This is a genomic window from Mesorhizobium sp. M1A.F.Ca.ET.072.01.1.1 (genome assembly GCF_004023325.1).
In the GTDB taxonomy this organism is placed as follows: domain Bacteria; phylum Pseudomonadota; class Alphaproteobacteria; order Rhizobiales; family Rhizobiaceae; genus Mesorhizobium.
Genome location: NZ_RZSF01000151.1, coordinates 1 through 15600, shown reverse-complemented (window position 1 = coordinate 15600; position 15600 = coordinate 1). Strand labels below are relative to the sequence as shown.

The 15600-nt window shown below is 64.1% G+C and carries 15 protein-coding genes and 1 pseudogene; 4 read left to right on the top strand and 12 right to left on the bottom strand.

The window, feature by feature from the left end:
• On the bottom strand, positions 1-214 hold a 214-nt coding region (locus EOA32_RS20405; RefSeq protein ID WP_128372694.1), incomplete at its 3' end, for a hypothetical protein.
• A gap of 149 nt (positions 215-363) precedes the next feature.
• Between EOA32_RS20405 and EOA32_RS20400 the strand changes: the two genes are divergently transcribed.
• Positions 364-1230, top strand: coding sequence for an SDR family NAD(P)-dependent oxidoreductase (locus EOA32_RS20400; protein ID WP_128372693.1), 867 nt, complete (start codon positions 364-366; stop codon positions 1228-1230).
• Here the strand turns inward: EOA32_RS20400 and EOA32_RS20395 are convergent.
• From EOA32_RS20395 to EOA32_RS20385, 3 genes are all read right to left on the bottom strand, one after another.
• Positions 1217-1732, bottom strand: coding sequence for a low affinity iron permease family protein (locus EOA32_RS20395; protein ID WP_066990799.1), 516 nt, complete (start codon positions 1730-1732; stop codon positions 1217-1219). The genes EOA32_RS20400 and EOA32_RS20395 overlap by 14 nt on opposite strands.
• Positions 1733-1982: 250 nt before the next feature.
• Positions 1983-2624: a DapH/DapD/GlmU-related protein gene (locus EOA32_RS20390; RefSeq protein WP_095779030.1), complete on the bottom strand. Its 642-nt coding sequence runs from the start codon at positions 2622-2624 to the stop codon at positions 1983-1985.
• A gap of 65 nt (positions 2625-2689) precedes the next feature.
• A complete protein-coding gene (locus EOA32_RS20385; protein WP_095779095.1) occupies positions 2690-3118 on the bottom strand; it encodes a CreA family protein in 429 nt (142 codons plus the stop codon).
• 351 nt (positions 3119-3469) lie between these two features.
• Here EOA32_RS20385 and EOA32_RS20380 point away from each other — a divergent pair, with 351 nt between their 5' ends.
• The 3 genes from EOA32_RS20380 (at position 3470) to EOA32_RS20370 (ending at position 6946) form a co-directional block, all read left to right on the top strand.
• Entirely contained in the window at positions 3470-4054 is a 585-nt protein-coding gene (locus EOA32_RS20380) for an SCO family protein (protein WP_095829013.1), read from the top strand.
• A gap of 77 nt (positions 4055-4131) precedes the next feature.
• On the top strand, positions 4132-5004 hold the full coding sequence (locus tag EOA32_RS20375; RefSeq protein ID WP_128372692.1) for a 50S ribosomal protein L11 methyltransferase: 873 nt from the start codon (positions 4132-4134) through the stop codon (positions 5002-5004).
• A gap of 97 nt (positions 5005-5101) precedes the next feature.
• Complete coding sequence (locus EOA32_RS20370; RefSeq protein WP_128372691.1) at positions 5102-6946, top strand: aminopeptidase P family protein; 1845 nt, start codon at positions 5102-5104, stop codon at positions 6944-6946.
• 3 nt (positions 6947-6949) lie between these two features.
• Here EOA32_RS20370 and EOA32_RS20365 read toward each other — a convergent pair whose 3' ends face one another.
• The 8 genes and pseudogenes from EOA32_RS20365 to EOA32_RS20330 all read right to left on the bottom strand — a co-directional run.
• A complete protein-coding gene (locus tag EOA32_RS20365) occupies positions 6950-7246 on the bottom strand; it encodes an AzlD family protein (protein ID WP_066990781.1) in 297 nt (98 codons plus the stop codon).
• Complete coding sequence (locus EOA32_RS20360; RefSeq protein WP_066990778.1) at positions 7243-7971, bottom strand: AzlC family ABC transporter permease; 729 nt, start codon at positions 7969-7971, stop codon at positions 7243-7245. The genes EOA32_RS20365 and EOA32_RS20360 overlap by 4 nt, the downstream gene beginning before the upstream one ends.
• A 106-nt stretch (positions 7972-8077) precedes the next feature.
• Positions 8078-8764 (bottom strand): TIGR02453 family protein, encoded by a 687-nt coding sequence (locus EOA32_RS20355; protein WP_128372690.1) that lies wholly within the window; start codon positions 8762-8764, stop codon positions 8078-8080.
• The gene (ligA, locus tag EOA32_RS20350) at positions 8764-10971 is read right to left on the bottom strand and encodes an NAD-dependent DNA ligase LigA (RefSeq protein WP_128372689.1); all 2208 of its coding nucleotides are present in this window, start codon (positions 10969-10971) and stop codon (positions 8764-8766) included. Before ligA ends, EOA32_RS20355 begins: the two co-directional genes overlap by 1 nt.
• A gap of 139 nt (positions 10972-11110) precedes the next feature.
• A complete protein-coding gene (gene recN, locus EOA32_RS20345; protein ID WP_128372688.1) occupies positions 11111-12784 on the bottom strand; it encodes a DNA repair protein RecN in 1674 nt (557 codons plus the stop codon).
• 8 nt (positions 12785-12792) lie between these two features.
• On the bottom strand, positions 12793-13662 hold the full coding sequence (locus EOA32_RS20340; protein WP_066990991.1) for an outer membrane protein assembly factor BamD: 870 nt from the start codon (positions 13660-13662) through the stop codon (positions 12793-12795).
• A gap of 201 nt (positions 13663-13863) precedes the next feature.
• Positions 13864-14799, bottom strand: a complete 936-nt coding sequence (gene lpxC, locus EOA32_RS20335; RefSeq protein WP_189407271.1) for a UDP-3-O-acyl-N-acetylglucosamine deacetylase — start codon at positions 14797-14799, stop codon at positions 13864-13866.
• Between the two features lie 433 nt (positions 14800-15232).
• A pseudogene (locus EOA32_RS20330) lies at positions 15233-15600 on the bottom strand (cell division protein FtsZ); the annotation flags it as partial.

Genomic DNA, 15600 nt, shown 5'->3' with positions numbered 1-15600 from the left:
GCTCTGCGGCCTTGATGACGGGAAAGTCATGGCCGAACTTCTCCAGCGCCAGGCGCAGCTTTTCCGCGAAGTCCGCCTGTTGCTCCAGTGCCGAAAACAGGGTCTTGACCTGCGCCTCGCTGATATCGGGGTTGGCGAGCATCTTCGGCACATCCCGGCCCATCTGTTCGCCGGTGGCGGTCTGCTCCTTCAGGATTCCGATCCAATCGGTCAATGCCGAACTCCTTTTCCGGCAGCATGCGCGGGGCAAGCTGCTGCGGTCAACCCATTGGCGGTACCGCCGTCGATCATTGCAGCGATCAAGGCTTGCCTCGCCCCTGACCGGCGTTAAGTTCGGCTCGACCCGGAATAAGGACATCAACCATGACCAGCGACGCCGAAATCCAGACCGCCCTGCCCGCTTTCGCCTCCGGCAATGTCGCCGTCATCACCGGCGGCGCCAGCGGCATAGGCCTGGCCGCCGCGAAGCGCTTCGCGGCCATGGGCATGAAGACCGTGCTTGCCGACATAGGCGGCGTGCGCCTCGACCAGGCCCGGCAGGCGGTCGCCGTCATTGCCGGGGACGATGCCGTTCTCCCTATCCCCACCGACGTCTCCAAGGCCGAGGAAGTCGACCGGCTCGCGGACCTCGCCTACGGTGCATTCGGTGCGATTTCGGTAATAATGAACAATGCCGGCGTCGGCAACAATCCCGGCAAGCCGTGGGAAAATCGTGAAGCCTGGAAACGGCTGCTGGACATCAATTTCTGGGGCGTCGTGCATGGTGTCGAAGCCTTTGCGCCGCGCATGCTGGCTGCGGGCGAGCCCGGCCTGATCATCAACACCGGATCCAAGCAAGGCATCACCACGCCGCCCGGCAATCTCGCCTACAACGTCTCCAAGGCGGGCGTGAAGACCTTCACCGAGGGCCTGGCCCATGCGTTGCGCAACGAGCCTGGAGCGAAGCTTTCCGCGCATTTGCTGATCCCCGGCTTCACCTATACCGGCCTGACCGAGGGCGCGACGGAAAAGCCGGCCGGCGCCTGGACGGGCGAGCAGGTGATCGATTTCATGCTGGCATCGCTCAAGCAGGACGACTTCTACATCCTTTGCCCGGACAACGAGGTCGCTCGGCCCATGGATGAAAAGCGCATGGCCTGGGCGATCGGCGACATCATCGAAAACCGCCCCGCTTTGTCGCGCTGGCATCCGGATCACAAGGACGCTTTCGCCGCCTTTATGAACCGCTGACGGGCCGTTCAGGCGGCGCCTTCCTCTTAGAGCTTGCCTTCCGTGGCACGGTCTTGTTGGCGGCCGCCTCAGCGATCTTGCGGTCGCGCCCGGAACCGTTTTTTATCGTCATAGCCTGCTTGGCCGCTGTTTCGGCGATTTTGCGGTCGTGCCGTTTTGCCGCCGCTTCGCATTTGGCGCGGATCTCCTCGACCTCCGATTCCGTCAGGTGCTCGATGCCGATGAAATGGTTGTGGGCCTCGCTGACGCGAATCAACTCGTCGAGCTTGGTCTGGATTGCGGCGCCATCGCGGTTCTGCGTGTTCTGGATCAGGAACACCATCAGGAAGGTGATGATGGTTGTCCCGGTGTTGATCACCAGTTGCCAGGTATCCGAGAAGCCGAAGACCGGGCCAGTCGCGGCCCAGATCACTACGATCAGAACGCAGACGGCAAAAGTCAAAGGCATACCGGCCAGGTGAGCCACCCAATTGGCAACCTTGGTGAAAAGCTTTTCGATCATCCAGTCCTCACAAAACGCAAGAGCGCGGCATTTCGAGAGAAACAAGGGCCGGCCTCTCCGGTTCCCGCCGGCCCGATTTTCCGCCTGCAATCGCATACACGCGAGAGGCGCATGCCGACGAAAAAACACCTTATGCGTTGTTGCCATGGTGCCGGTGCAGGTCGAAAAGCCTGCTCGTTCCGCTTCACGGCGGCTTACCTCCGGCCCCTTCAGCTGCTCCCCCCGCATGGCGGAGGGGCGCTTCACGGGTTCAGGTCGCGGCGTTTTCCCAACGATCGAGGAAGGCCTCGATCGGCAACGACTGCATGTCCGGGATCGCCCTGGCGAGTTTTTCCGGCGTCCAGTCCCACCAGGCGAGGTCTTCAATGCGCGCCGCCACGTCGGCGCTAAAGCGCTGGCGCAAGGGTTTGGCCGGAACGCCGGCGACGACAGCGTAAGGCGGCACGTCCTGCGTCACCACCGCGTTGGCACCGATGACGGCACCATTGCCGATCGTGATGCCTGGCATGATGACGGCGCCATGGCCGATCCAGACATCGTGCCCGATGCTGACCGGCTTTGCCTGCCGCCGCTCTCGAAATGCCGCGTCGACGCCAAGCCAGCGGAAATATTCGTTGGGCCGGTAGCTCACCTTGTGCTGGGTCAGCCGCTCGATCGGATGCTCGAGCGCGTTGATACGGCTGTTGGCGGCGATGGAGCAGAACTTGCCGATCGTCGTGTAGATCGCTTCCGAATGACGCTCGAAATAGGAAAAATCGCCGACCGTCACGTCGCGCAGGATCACCCGCTCGCCGACCGATGCATAACGGCCAAGCTTGCACCCCTTCAGCTCCGCGGTCGGATGGATGCGCGGCTCGGGATCTTTCGCGACGAGATGTTCAGGACGATCCATGGCGCGGCTTTACGCCCGAGCGATTGGCCCCGCAAGCGTGACCAATCATCCGGGCGGATCGGAGCCTATTGCGGCTTGCCCTTGGTCCACACGACGTTCTGGCCATAGAGCGGCACGGTCGTGACCGACATCTTCGCCGAGCCGTTCTGCACCTGGCGCGAGTGCGAGAGATAGATCAGCGTCTCGTTCTTCTTGTCGTAGATGCGGTTCACCACCTGTTTCTTCCAGATCAGGCTGAGGCCCTGCTTGAACACCTCTTCGCCGCGCTCGCTCATGTCGATGTCGCCGATGGTGATCGGTCCGGTCTGGCGGCAGGAGATCGACGAGTCCGACGGATCCTCGAACCAGTTGCCCTTGTGCAACCGATCGATGATGCTGCGGTCGAAATAGGCGACGTGGCAGGTGACGCCGTCGACCTTTGGATCCTTGATCGCGTCGATCATGATGTCGTTGCCGACCCAGTCGACGCCGACCTTGCCGACCTCGTCCGCCATCGCTGCGCCGGCGCCGAGGGCAATGCAGGCGGCAATCAAGCCGATCAGTTTTCGCAAGGCAGCCTCCTCGGGTTTGCGTTTAGCCGATGTCAGGTGGGATAAGACTGCCCAGTTTGCAACCACGTTCCCGTGTCATTGGAGCAGCGTTCGACATTTGTATTGCGACGCGCCTCATGCTTGATACGAGCGCCGGTATCCTTGCGGCATCGCGACACCTTTGAGTCATTCTTTCAAATAACTATGGTGATACGAGCATGAACCACGGTTTCAATAAACCATCGACAAGCCGCTGTTCCGAACACTCCTCTAGCCCGCCTTCGGCAGACAGACATGGCTAACCAACCCTCGCCCATAATGCGATTCATCCTCGTAGGCATCTTGGTGCTGATGGTTGCGATCACTGGCGTTATGACATTCCAGTGGTACAGGAAATTGTACAGTAGCGAGCCCTACGGCGCACCGTTCACACTGATCGACCAGAAGAACGCGCCGATCACCGAGGCCGCGTTCCGGGGCCACCCAAGCGTGGTCTTCTTCGGCTTCACGCATTGTCCGGAAGTCTGCCCGACAACGCTGTTCGAAATGGCCGGCTGGCTGAAGACGATGGGCGACAGCGGCAAGAACCTCAACGCCTACTTCGTCACGGTCGACCCGGAGCGGGACACGCCGCAGATCATCAATTCCTACGTCGGCAACTTCTCCGACCGCATCACCGGCATCACCGGCGATCCGGACAAGGTGCATGCAATGGCCAAGGCCTTCGGCATCTATTGGAAGAAGGTCGACACCGGCGACGGCGATTACACGATGGACCACACGGCCTCCGTGCTGCTCCTCAACGCCAAGGGCGAGTTCGCCGGCACCATCGCCTATGGCGAAAGCGCCGACACGGCTATTGCGAAGCTGAAGCGGCTCGCAGCAGGCGGCCAGGCGTGATCCCGAACCGAAGGTTTGCGTAGTAACAAGTGGAACCGGTTCTCGGAAATGATCACGCTCAAACATGAGTCGCCCTGATGGGGCTGACCAGGTTCCATTTCACCGCGGGCAAGGCCGAGGCTGACCGCATCTTCGCGGCGCTTGATGCAGCCTTCGAGGACGAAGGCCTGCCGCTTGCCCTGCTGGAGGTCGACGAGGCCAATGACATCCACGAAGTGTCGCTCTATGCCGATGGCAATGTCGATGCCGTCGCAGTCCGGATCAACCGCATACTCGCGGACCTCGCCCTGCCGAAGCCGGTCGAGCGCGAGGCGCTCCCCGACATCGACTGGGTTGCACGCTCGCTCGAAGGACTAAAGCCGGTCCGCGCCGGGCGTTTCTTTGTCCATGGCGCACATGATCGCGACAAGCGCCGCAGCGGTGACCTCGCCATTGAGATCGAGGCGGGTCTTGCCTTCGGCACCGGCCATCACGGCACCACGGCCGGCTGCCTCGAACTGCTGGAACAGGTGGTGCTGCGCGAACGCCCCGGCAACGCGCTCGACCTCGGCACCGGCAGTGCCGTGCTGGCGATAGCGCTGGCCAAGCTCGCGCACATCCCGGTGCTGGCGACCGACATCGATCCGGTCGCCGTTCGCGTCGCTGCGACCAATGCGCGACTGAACCGAGTGAAGGCGCTTGTCGAGACGGTGACGGCGCCCGGCTTCCACCATCCGATCTTCGCCAGGCGCGCGCCCTTCGACCTCATCGTCGCCAATATCCTGGCGCGCCCGCTGATGCGGTTGGCGCCTGAGATGGCCAGGCACATCAGGCTCGGCGGCTCGCTGGTGCTCTCCGGCATTCTCGACCGTCAGCGCGATGCGGTGATCTCGGCCTATGTCGGCCAAAGCTTCCGCCACGTCCGCACCTTGCACCGCGAGGGCTGGGTGACCATCCACCTCAAGCGCTGAAAACCAGATCGTTCAAGACTGGCCCCTGTCGAAATCGATTCCGGTTTCGAAGACCTTGCGCTACGGTCGCGCGAGCCATTCGAGGAGATGCGGAAAAATGTTCCAGACCTTTGATTCCGCCGGCGATCCGGCTGTCGGCAAGCCGCGCGTGGCGACGCTGCGCCAATGGCTGGCCGAGAACAAGCTGGACGGCTTCATGGTGCCGCGTGCCGACGAGCATCAGGGCGAATATGTCGCCGACCGCTCGGCCCGGCTGAGATGGCTGACCGGCTTTTCCGGCTCAGCCGGCGTCGCCATCATCCTGCGCGACCGCGCCTTCATCTTCGTTGACGGCCGCTACACGCTGCAGGTGCGCAATGAGGTCGATCTTTCGATCTTCACCGTCGAGAGCCTCGTCGACAATCCGCCGGCCTCCTGGATCAAGGACAATCTCGGCAAAGGGGCCAGGCTCGGCTTCGACCCTTGGCTGCACACGATCGGCGAGATCAAGGCATTGAAAGCCTCGGCCGAGCAGTCCGGCGCGACACTGGTGCCGCTCGACAAGAATCCGATCGACATCATCTGGGAAGATCAGCCCGAGCCGCCGCGCGCACCCGTGGAACTCCATCCGATCGCCTTCGCCGGCGAACTCGCCAAGGACAAGCTGGCGCGGCTGGCGGGCGCGATCGAAAAGGAGGGCGCGACGCACGCCGTGCTCACCGACCCTTCTTCCATCGCCTGGGCCTTCAACATCCGCGGCGGCGACGTGGCGCATACGCCGCTGGCGCTCGGCTTCGCCATTCTTGCCGCCGACGGCAAGCATCAACTCTTCATGGACCAGCGCAAATTTTCGCGCCAGGTCGCGGCCTATCTCACCCAGCTCGCCGATCCGTACGATCCCGGCGCGTTCGAGGCAGCCGTCGCTGAGCTTGCCAAGGACGGCGCAAAAATCGCGCTCGATCCCGTGCTGGCGGCGGAAAAGCTCAAGATGCTGGTCGAGGGCAATGGCGGCACCGTTGTCCCTGCGCCAGACCCCGCCCGCATTCCGCGCGCCACCAAGAACCAGGCCGAGGTCGCCGGCAGCCGCGCCGCGCATCGTCGCGACGGCGCCGCAGTCGCCAAGCTGCTCTGCTGGCTCGACCGGCAGAAGCCGGATACGCTCGACGAGATCGACGTCGTGACCAAACTCGAGGAGGTGCGGCGGCAGACCGGCGAGGAAACGCAGATGCCGCTGCGCGACGTCTCCTTCGACACGATTTCCGGCGCCGGCCCGAACGGCGCCATCATGCACTACCGCGTCTCCCGCGCCACCAGCCGCAAGCTCCAAAGCGGCGAGCTGTTCCTGCTCGATTCCGGCGGACAATACCAGGACGGCACCACCGACATCACCCGCACCGTGCCGATCGGCCTGCCGACTGAGGAGATGCGCGAGCGCTTCACGCTGGTGCTGAAGGGCATGATCGGCATCTCGACGCTGCGCTTTCCGGCTGGCACGCGCGGTTCGGAAATCGATGCCGTTGCCCGCGTGGCGCTGTGGAAGCACGGCTGCGACTTCGCCCACGGCACCGGCCATGGCGTCGGCTCATACCTGGCCGTGCATGAGGGCCCGCAGCGCATTGCCCGCACCGGCACCGAGAAACTGCTTGCCGGCATGATGCTGTCCAACGAGCCGGGCTATTACAAGGAAGGCTCCTACGGCATTCGCATCGAGAACCTGATCCTGGTCACGCCTGCCGAGCAGATCGAGGGCGGCGACATCGCCATGCACGGCTTCGAGACGCTGACGCTGGCGCCGATCGACAAGCGCCTCATCCGCAGCGACTTGCTGACCCGCGACGAGCTGCACTGGCTCGACCAGTATCACGCGCGGGTTCTGGCCGAGATCGGTCCGATGGTGGACGGCGAGACGCTGGCCTGGCTGGAGAAAGCCACGGCGCCGCTGCCGCACGACGCCAAGATCTGACTTCTAGCCGACGAACTGCCTGGCGACGATCAGCACCGCCGCGCCGCCCAGAAACATCGCCATCAGGCCGCCGCGCAGCGACACCAGCGCGGTGACGATCAGCGCTGCCCATTCGGCCGGTCCGGCGCCGAGCGCGGCAGGCGCCACAAGTGTCGTCAGCACAGCGGCCGGCACGGCGTTGAGGCCGGCCTCGACGCGCGGGTGGACGGTCTCGAAGCGCGAGATGACGAGATGGCCGCCAACACGGGTGAGATAGGTGGCGACGGCGCCGGCGAGGATGATCCAGAAGGTCGTGCTCATGTGCGCTTCCCCACGCCGCTATGATGCGGCGGCAGAATGACCGCCAGAAGGACGCCGGCAATGGCGCCGATCGAGACATGCCAGGGCGAGCCGACCGTCTTGTAGGCGACGATCGAGGCGGCCGCGCTGGCGACGACCACCGGCAGCCACAGCGGCCGTTTGCGGAAGCCGAGAACCAGGCCGAGGAAATAGATCGGCAGCAGGAAATCGATGCCCAGCGCATGGGTATCCGGGATCATCTTGCCGAAGACCGCGCCGAGCGCGCTTTCGGCCACCCAGAACACATAGACCGGCAGGCCGAGCCCGAGATACCAGACGAACCCGACCGATCGGCCGGAGGCCGCGCGCGCCTCGGCCACGGCATATTGCGGATCGGTCAGGATGAAATAGCCTAGCGCCTGCTGCAGCAGCGGCCAATGCGCCATGCGCCGGCCGATGCCGGCGGAATAGAGCACGTGACGGAAATTCACCGCGAAGATCGAGAGCACGATCAGCCAGGGCGCGACATGCTGGCCGAACAATTCGATGCCGACCATCTGGCTGGCGCCGCCGAAGATCAGCGCGCTCATGAGGAATGCTTCCAGGACCGAAAACCCGTTGTCCACGGCAATCGCGCCGAACAGGATCGCGAACGGCGCTGAGGCGACCACGACCGGCATCGACAACCGCACGCCGTCCCAGAAATCGCTCCTCGCACGGCTTTCGGAGATTGCTTCCGCCGTCATCCAACTGCTCCCTTGAGCGGCTTGATTTAGGGAGCGTCGCCCCGCTTGTCACACCAATTCGCTTGAGCCGACGATCAGCGGAACTGATTGCCGGGCTTTGAGCGGTTCAGGCAGCCTTGCCCTGGATCGCCCTGCCCCAATCGAGCAGCGGCTTGGCGCGCAAGGTGAAGCCGACGAGATCGTCAACCAGCGCCGCCATGTAGATGGTTTCGGGATCAATATCATGCCGCACCACGAAATGGCGGTTGCGGACGGCTTGCGCGAGATCGGCTTCGCTGACGTCCTCGAAACCGCGCGGCGCGCGCTTCAGGCAATCTTCCCTATCCAGCTCCAGCCCAGTCTTTTTCAGCGCTGAAACCATGGCGCGGAAGGCGGCCGGCTTCGTCACGATCGCCTTGCGCATCGCCTGCAGCAACTCCGGTCCGGGCTGCCACCAGGCGACGCCGGCAAAGCAGCGCTCGAGGCCGATATGCACATAGAACACGCCCTGCTCCATCTTGGTGCCGTCTGGCGACAGGATTGCCGACAGGTGCCGATTATAGGGGCGCTTGTCCTTGGAGAAGCGAACGTCGCGATTGATGCGGAACAGCGACTTCTTGCGGTCGCCGCGCAGGCCAAGCCTCGCCGCGGCGAAACGCTCGCTGAGTGCCTCGATGAGATCGCAGAACGGTTCGTGCAGCTCACTCTCGTACAGGCCGCGGTTTTCCTGGAACCATTCGCGGCTCTGGTGGAAGTCGAGCGCCTTGAGGAACGGAATGGCCTTCTCGCCAAAACCCTTGAACGCTCCGGCCATCAGCCGCCCCTGCCGATGCGCTGCAGCCAGGTGTCCTCGTCGATCACCTCGATGCCGAGATCGCTCGCAACCTTGAGCTTGGACCCGGCGCCCGGACCCGCCACCACCAGATCGGTCTTGGCCGAAACCGAGCCGGCGACCTTCGCCCCCAGGCGCTCCGCCATCGCCTTGGCCTCGGAGCGCGTCATCTTTTCCAGCGTGCCGGTAAACACCACCGTCTTGCCGGAAACTTCGCTGCCGGTCGAGATCTCGACCACATAGGGCTTAGGATGGACTTGCGCCAGCAGCGCATCGAGCACGTCGTCATTGCGCTCATTGCCGAAGAAATCGCGCAAGGCGTTGATGACGGTGTCGCCGATGCCGTTGATCGACGGGAACACGTCATGCGGATCCTGCGCCTTCGCCGTCTCTTTGCCGACGCGGATCAGTTCCTCGATGGTCGAGAACTGGCGGGCAAGCACCGCCGCCGTGGTCTCGCCGATATGGCGGATGCCGAGCGCGAAGATGAAGCGGTCGAGCTCCGGCTCGCGGCGCGCGTCGATGGCTGCAAACAGCTTGTCGAGGCTTTCGTAGTTGCGATCTTCGACGCTGCGCACATTCTTGCGCGTCTTGCCCGATGCGGCCTCGCGCAGTCTCGCCTGCTCCTCACGCCGTACCGCCAGCGCCTTGGTGACGGCCGGCCGGCGGTCCTTCAGCGTGAAGATGTCGGCGGCGGTCTTGACCAACCCGGCATTGAAGAACAGGTCGATGTTTTCGGCGCCGAGGCCCTCGATATCGAGCGCGCCGCGCGACACGAAGTGGCGCAGCCCCTCCACGGCCTGCGCTGCGCAGATCAGCTCGCCGGTGCAGCGGCGCCGCGAATCCTCCTTGCCGGTCTTCTCGTTGATCTCGCGCGTCGCCGGCGAGCCGCAGACCGGGCAGGTGTGCGGGAACTCATACGGCACCGCATCGGCCGGCCGCTTGTCGATGACGACCCTGACGATCTGCGGGATGACGTCCCCTGCCCGCTGGATCACCACCGTGTCGCCGATGCGAACGTCAATGCCGTCGCGGATCGGCTGCCCATTGCTGTCAAAACCCTTGATGTAATCTTCATTGTGCAGCGTGACGTTTTCCACCACCACGCCGCCGACCGTCACCGGCGCCAGCCGCGCCACCGGCGCCAACGTGCCGGTGCGGCCCACCTGGATGTCGATCTTCTCGACCGTCGTCATCGCCTGTTCGGCCGGGAATTTGTGGGCAACTGCCCAGCGCGGCTCGCCGGTCACAAAACCCCAGCGGCGCTGCAGCTCGAGCTGGTCGACCTTGTAGACGACGCCGTCGATGTCGTAGCCCAGCGAAGAACGCTGCTCCTCGATCCGGTGGTAGTGCGCGATGAGGTCGTCGATCGACCTTGCCCGCACCATCAGCGGACTGACCTTGAATCCCCATTCCTTGAACTTCTGCACGGAACCGTACTGGGTCGGAGCGGGATCTGCCGTCGTGTAGCCCCAGGCATAGGCGAAGAATTTCAGATTGCGGCTGGCGGTGACGGCTGGATCCTTCTGGCGCAGCGACCCGGCCGCCGTGTTGCGCGGATTGACATAGTCCTGGCCGCCGATAGCTGCCGAGCGCTGCTTCAAAGCCTCGAACTCCGCGTAGGTCATGTAGACCTCGCCGCGGATTTCGATGACCTCCGGCCAGCCCGAGCCCTGCAACTTCTTCGGGATGTCGGCGATGGTCTTGAGATTGGCGGTGATGTCCTCGCCGACCGCGCCGTCGCCGCGCGTCGCGCCTTGCACGAAGATGCCGTTTTCATAGCGCAGCGATGCCGACAGCCCGTCGATCTTCGGCTCCGCCGTGAAGGCGATATCGAGGTCCTTGTCGCGGTCGAAGAAGCGCCGGCCACGCTCGATGAAATCGGCCACGTCCTGGTCGGTATAGGCCTTGGCGAGGCTCAGCATCGGCACGGCATGCCGCACCTTGGTGAAGCCTTCCGCCGGCGGCGCGCCGACCCGACGCGACGGCGAATCCTCGCGAACGAGATCGGGAAAGCGCCCCTCGATGGCAAGGTTGCGCCGCGCCAGTGCGTCGTATTCGGCGTCCGAAATCGTGGGCGCATCCTCCATATGGTAGCGCCGGTCGTGCTCGGCGATCTCCGCCGCCAGCCGCTTCAGCTCCTCCGCGGCCTCGCTTTCGCTCAGCGAATCGACTGGTTTTTCAGACATGAAGCGCGGTCCTCGAATTGTGGCGGGCCACTATAAATCAGGATTCGGTATGGAGGAGTCGGCTTGCGCAAAAATCATTGCCGAACAGCAGGATGCAGCCACCTGCTGACTCGGCATTCCAGCCGGGGAATCAAGAAGCCTAGGCTGCCGCCGTGTTCTCGCGCAGCAACCGCTCAGCGGCGGCGCGCGCTTCATCGGTGATGGTGGCGCCGGCCAGCATGCGCGCGATCTCTTCCTGGCGCGCCGCGCGATCCATTTCGGCAACGCCGGTTGCGACACGGTCCTTGCCGCCGGACTTCGAGATTAGAAAATGCGTCGCGGCACGCGCCGCCACTTGCGGCGCATGCGTGACCGAAAGCACCTGCACCCGCTTCGACAGCCTCGCCAGCCGCTGGCCGATGGCGTCGGCCACGGCGCCGCCGACGCCGGTGTCGATCTCGTCGAAGACCAGGGTCGGCGCCGAGCCGCGGTCGGCAAGCGCCACCTTCAGCGCCAGAAGGAAGCGCGACAGCTCGCCGCCCGACGCAACCTTCATCATCGGCCCGGGCCGTGTGCCCGGATTGGTGCGCACCCAGAACTCGACCTGGTCGATGCCTTCTTCCATGCGGCTTTCGGCATCGCTCACCATCTCGACGATGAACTCCGCCCGCTCGAGCTTGAGGGCCGGCAGCTCGGCCATCACCGCCTTGGTGAGGCCCGCCGCCGCCGCATGGCGTAGCGAAGAGAGCTGCGCCGCGGCTATGTCGTAAGCTTCGCGCGCGGCGGCGGCTTGTTTTTCAAGCCCGTGCAGTCGTTCCTCGCCCGCATCGAGATCGGCAAGGTCGGCCGCCATCGTGTCGCGCAGCTGCGCCAGATCGTCGACGGCGACATTGTGCTTGCGCGAGGCCGCGCGCAGCGAGAACAGCCGCTCTTCCGCCTTTTCCAGGCGCTGCGGATCGTATTCGGTGGCGCGTAGTGCTGTCTGGACGCCGGACTGCGCCGCGTCGAGCGAGATCATTGCCTCGTCCAGCGACTTCACCACATCGTCGAGCAGGCCGGGCACCTCACCCGATTTACGCTGCAGCCGCCTGAGCAGGCTGGCGAGCTGCGGCAGGGGCGAAGACGGCCCCGACAGCACGTCCTGCGCATCGTGGATCTCGGACGCGATCTTTTCGGCGCGCATCATCTGGGCGCGTAATTCGGCAAGCTCGGTCTCTTCGCCCGGCTGCGGATCGAGCTTCGCCAACTCGGCGACCGAGGCCCTGAGATAATCGGCCTCGCGCGCCGCCGCCTCGACCTTGGCGCGGTGCCGCGAAAGCTCCTGTTCGCAATTCCGCCAATAGCGCCAGGCTTCGCCCGTGCCGCGCACGGCGCCGAGATGGCCGCCGAAACTGTCCAGCAATTCGCGGTGGGCGCCGGGATCGACGAGCGCGCGCTCGTCATGCTGGCCGTGAATCTCGACCAGCGCGCGGCCGACGTCGCGCATCAGGGTCACGCTGGACGGCTGATCATTGACGAAAACGCGGGTGCGGCCGTCGGCGGTCTGCACGCGGCGCAGGATGATGTCGCCATCATCCTCGATGTCGTTGTCGGCAAGCAGCGCGCGCGCCGGGTGGTTGCGCGGCACGTCGAACACGGCGATGACCTGGCCCTGCGCCGCGCCATGGCGGACGAGCGAAGCGTCGCCGCGCGCGCCAAGCGCCAGCGACAGCGCATCGAGGAGGATGGATTTGCCGGCGCCGGTCTCGCCGGTCAGCACCGAAAGCCCAGGCAAGAAGTCGATGTCCAGCTTCTCGATCAGGACGATATCGCGGATCGACAGTCTGGACAGCATCAGAAGTGTCAGGCGCCGGTGATCAGCTTCCCAGCCTTGGAGATCCACGACCCGGCATTCTCGCGCGGTTCAAGCCCGTTGCTCTGCAGGAGCTTGTAGGAATCCTTGTACCACTGGCTGTCCGGGTAGTTGTGGCCGAGCACCGCTGCGGCTGTCTGCGCTTCCGACGTCAGGCCCATCGCGTAGTAGGCTTCGGTCAGTCGCGCGAGCGCCTCCTCGACGTGGCGCGTGTTGGAGTAGTTCTCGACCACGGTGCGGAAGCGCTTGACGGCGGCGATATATTCGCGGCGTTCCAGATAGTAGCGGCCGATCTGCATCTCCTTGCCGGCGAGCTGGTCGGTGGCGAAGCGGATCTTGTCCTTGGCGTCGTCGACATATTCGGAATTCGGCCAGCGGGTCACCAGGTCCTGCATGGTCTGCACCGTCTGGCGCGCTTCCTTCTGGTCCTGGGTGACGTCCTTGATCTGCCGGTAGTAGCTCAAGCCGATGATGTACTGCGCATAGGCGGCATCGTCGGTTGACGGATAGAGCGTCAGGTAACGTTTGGCGGAACCGATCGCCTCGTCATAGTTGCCGGCGCGATAATCGGCGAAGGCGCCCATCACCATCGATTTGCGGGCGAATTCCGAGTAGGGATGCTGGCGGTCGACGGCGTCGAACTTCTTGCTCGCCTCATCGAGGCGGCCGGCATTCAGATTCGCGAGGCCCTGGTTGTAGAGAACGTCTGCGGGTTCGGTGTGGTCGACATAGGTCGCCAGATTGACGTCCTTCTCGGACGACATGCAGGCCGACAGCATGAGCGACGGGGCGACCAACGAAAACGCCAGGAAAACAGCCCGATACGGCGCCTTCGATTGACCAACTCGCGAAAAAAACATGTTTGGATTCCGCCCTTTCGGCGTCGTTTCGGTCCCGGCCGCAGCCATAAACCATTATCCCCTTGCCCGGCAACGCTATGTCCGGCCAATCGCACATTTTTGTGGCGGTTTGGGACCGTGCCCAAAGCCGCTCGATTTCACGGGTTTGTGATGCATTTGCGCAACACCGGCTTCGCTACAAAGCCAGAAAATCGTTAAAAATCAGATGACCCAGGGCGCGTAGACCGGTCCGCTGACGGCGATCATTTCGGCGACCCGGCCGCGCTCGCGGCGCCGCGTCTCGACGATCTCGAAGGCCGTACGGTCCGAAAGCAGGCGGCGCAGCGCCGCCGCGTTCATCCGATGGCCGCCACGATAGGAGCGGAAGCAGCCGATGAAGCGCGCGCCGGCAAGCGCCAGGTCGCCCATGGCGTCGAGCGTCTTGTGGCGGGCGAATTCGTTCGGATAGCGCAGTCCGCCGACATTGATGACGCGGTTGTCGTCGCCGATGACCAGCGAGTTCTCCAGCGACGACCCGAGCGCGTAGCCGGCGGCCCACAGCCGCTCGACATCCTTCATGAAGCCGAAGGTGCGGGCCCGCGCGATGTCGCGGCGGAAGATGTCGGGGTTGATGTCGGAGGCGAAGAGCTGGCGGCCGATGGCCGGGCTCTCGAAGTCGATCTCGACCTCGAATCGCGTGCCGTCATAGGGGCGGAACTCGGCCCAGGATGCACCGGCTTCGACGCGGATCGGCTTGACCACGCGGATATAGCGGCGCTTGACCGAAAGCGTGTCGATCCCCGCCTGGTCGAAGGCTTCGACAAAGGCCACCGCGCTGCCGTCGAGAATGGGGACTTCCGGACCGTCGATCTCGATGATGAGATTGTCGATGCCAAGTCCGAACACCGTCGCCATGAGATGTTCGACGGTTCCGATATGCTCGCCGACCGGATCGCCGAGCATGGTGCACAGGTCGGTGGCACCGACCTCGGAGACCAGGGCGCGGAACTCGCGGAACTCGCCGCCATTCGCGAGGTGGAACACGATGCCGGTATCGGCGTCGGCGGGCAGGAAATGAACGGTGACGGGCTTGCCGCTGTGGACGCCGGTGCCGGTCAGCGTCACGCGCGCCTTAACTGTCGTCTGATAGTCGTGCAAGACAAAACCCCATAAGCCCAAACCGCCTGTGTCCGCTTGTCAGCCTTAGGCATTATCGGCCCGACGGATCATCTGGCCTGCGCGCAAAAGCGGCGAATGAGCAAGGCAGCGGCTCTGATAACATCGGCAGGCAGGGCCAACTCCCCGAATCCCGGCAAACCGACTTTAGTCCGACGCGAAGATAGTGGCCCCTCCGGGAGACTCCAAATCACGGTTTCTTACCCCGTGTAACCGCTGCCCTGAACGAAGAAACGCTCGTAATCCGTTGTTTCTCCATAACTTTTGAAGGCAACAGGCAGACGATCTCTCGCCCGCCTGTTAACAGCTGTTATATATCGTTAGTGCATGTTCTGCCCGAAAGTGCGCAGCGGTTTTGGGAGAACGACATCATCAACTGCTTAAAGCGCGGCGCGTAGGCGGCGCGCTTTAACGATTAGTTCGCCTGGCGACGCAGGAACGCCGGGATCTCCAGCTGGTCGTCTTCCTGCACCGTGCGGGTTTGAGGCGTGAGGCGCCCCTGGTCGTCGAGCTGGCCGCGGCGCGGCGCATAGAGCTGCGGGTCCTGGCTGGCGAGGCGGCGCATTTCCGGTGCCGCCTGGCGCAGTTTCGGCTCGCGCGGCTGCGCCGGCTGCAGCCGGGCCGGCTCTTCCTCGCGGCGGGTCAGGCCGTTGGTCAGCCGCTTGATCAGCCCCATCGGTCCGCTGTTCTCATGATCCGCAGGGCGGCTCTTGGCCTCCACCTCGGCCCTCACGACCGGTGGAAAGTCCTCGACGCGCGGCATGCGCTGCGGCGCTGCAGCCA

Coding starts and splice junctions, on each gene's coding strand:
- EOA32_RS20400 (WP_128372693.1), top strand. CDS start 364: ATGACCAGCGACGCCGAAATCCAGACCGCCCTGCCCGCTTTCGCCTCC.
- EOA32_RS20395 (WP_066990799.1), bottom strand. CDS start 1,732: ATGATCGAAAAGCTTTTCACCAAGGTTGCCAATTGGGTGGCTCACCTG.
- EOA32_RS20390 (WP_095779030.1), bottom strand. CDS start 2,624: ATGGATCGTCCTGAACATCTCGTCGCGAAAGATCCCGAGCCGCGCATC.
- EOA32_RS20385 (WP_095779095.1), bottom strand. CDS start 3,118: ATGGCGGACGAGGTCGGCAAGGTCGGCGTCGACTGGGTCGGCAACGAC.
- EOA32_RS20375 (WP_128372692.1), top strand. CDS start 4,132: ATGGGGCTGACCAGGTTCCATTTCACCGCGGGCAAGGCCGAGGCTGAC.
- EOA32_RS20370 (WP_128372691.1), top strand. CDS start 5,102: ATGTTCCAGACCTTTGATTCCGCCGGCGATCCGGCTGTCGGCAAGCCG.
- EOA32_RS20365 (WP_066990781.1), bottom strand. CDS start 7,246: ATGAGCACGACCTTCTGGATCATCCTCGCCGGCGCCGTCGCCACCTAT.
- EOA32_RS20360 (WP_066990778.1), bottom strand. CDS start 7,971: ATGACGGCGGAAGCAATCTCCGAAAGCCGTGCGAGGAGCGATTTCTGG.
- EOA32_RS20355 (WP_128372690.1), bottom strand. CDS start 8,764: ATGGCCGGAGCGTTCAAGGGTTTTGGCGAGAAGGCCATTCCGTTCCTC.
- ligA (WP_128372689.1), bottom strand. CDS start 10,971: ATGTCTGAAAAACCAGTCGATTCGCTGAGCGAAAGCGAGGCCGCGGAG.
- recN (WP_128372688.1), bottom strand. CDS start 12,784: ATGCTGTCCAGACTGTCGATCCGCGATATCGTCCTGATCGAGAAGCTG.
- EOA32_RS20340 (WP_066990991.1), bottom strand. CDS start 13,662: ATGTTTTTTTCGCGAGTTGGTCAATCGAAGGCGCCGTATCGGGCTGTT.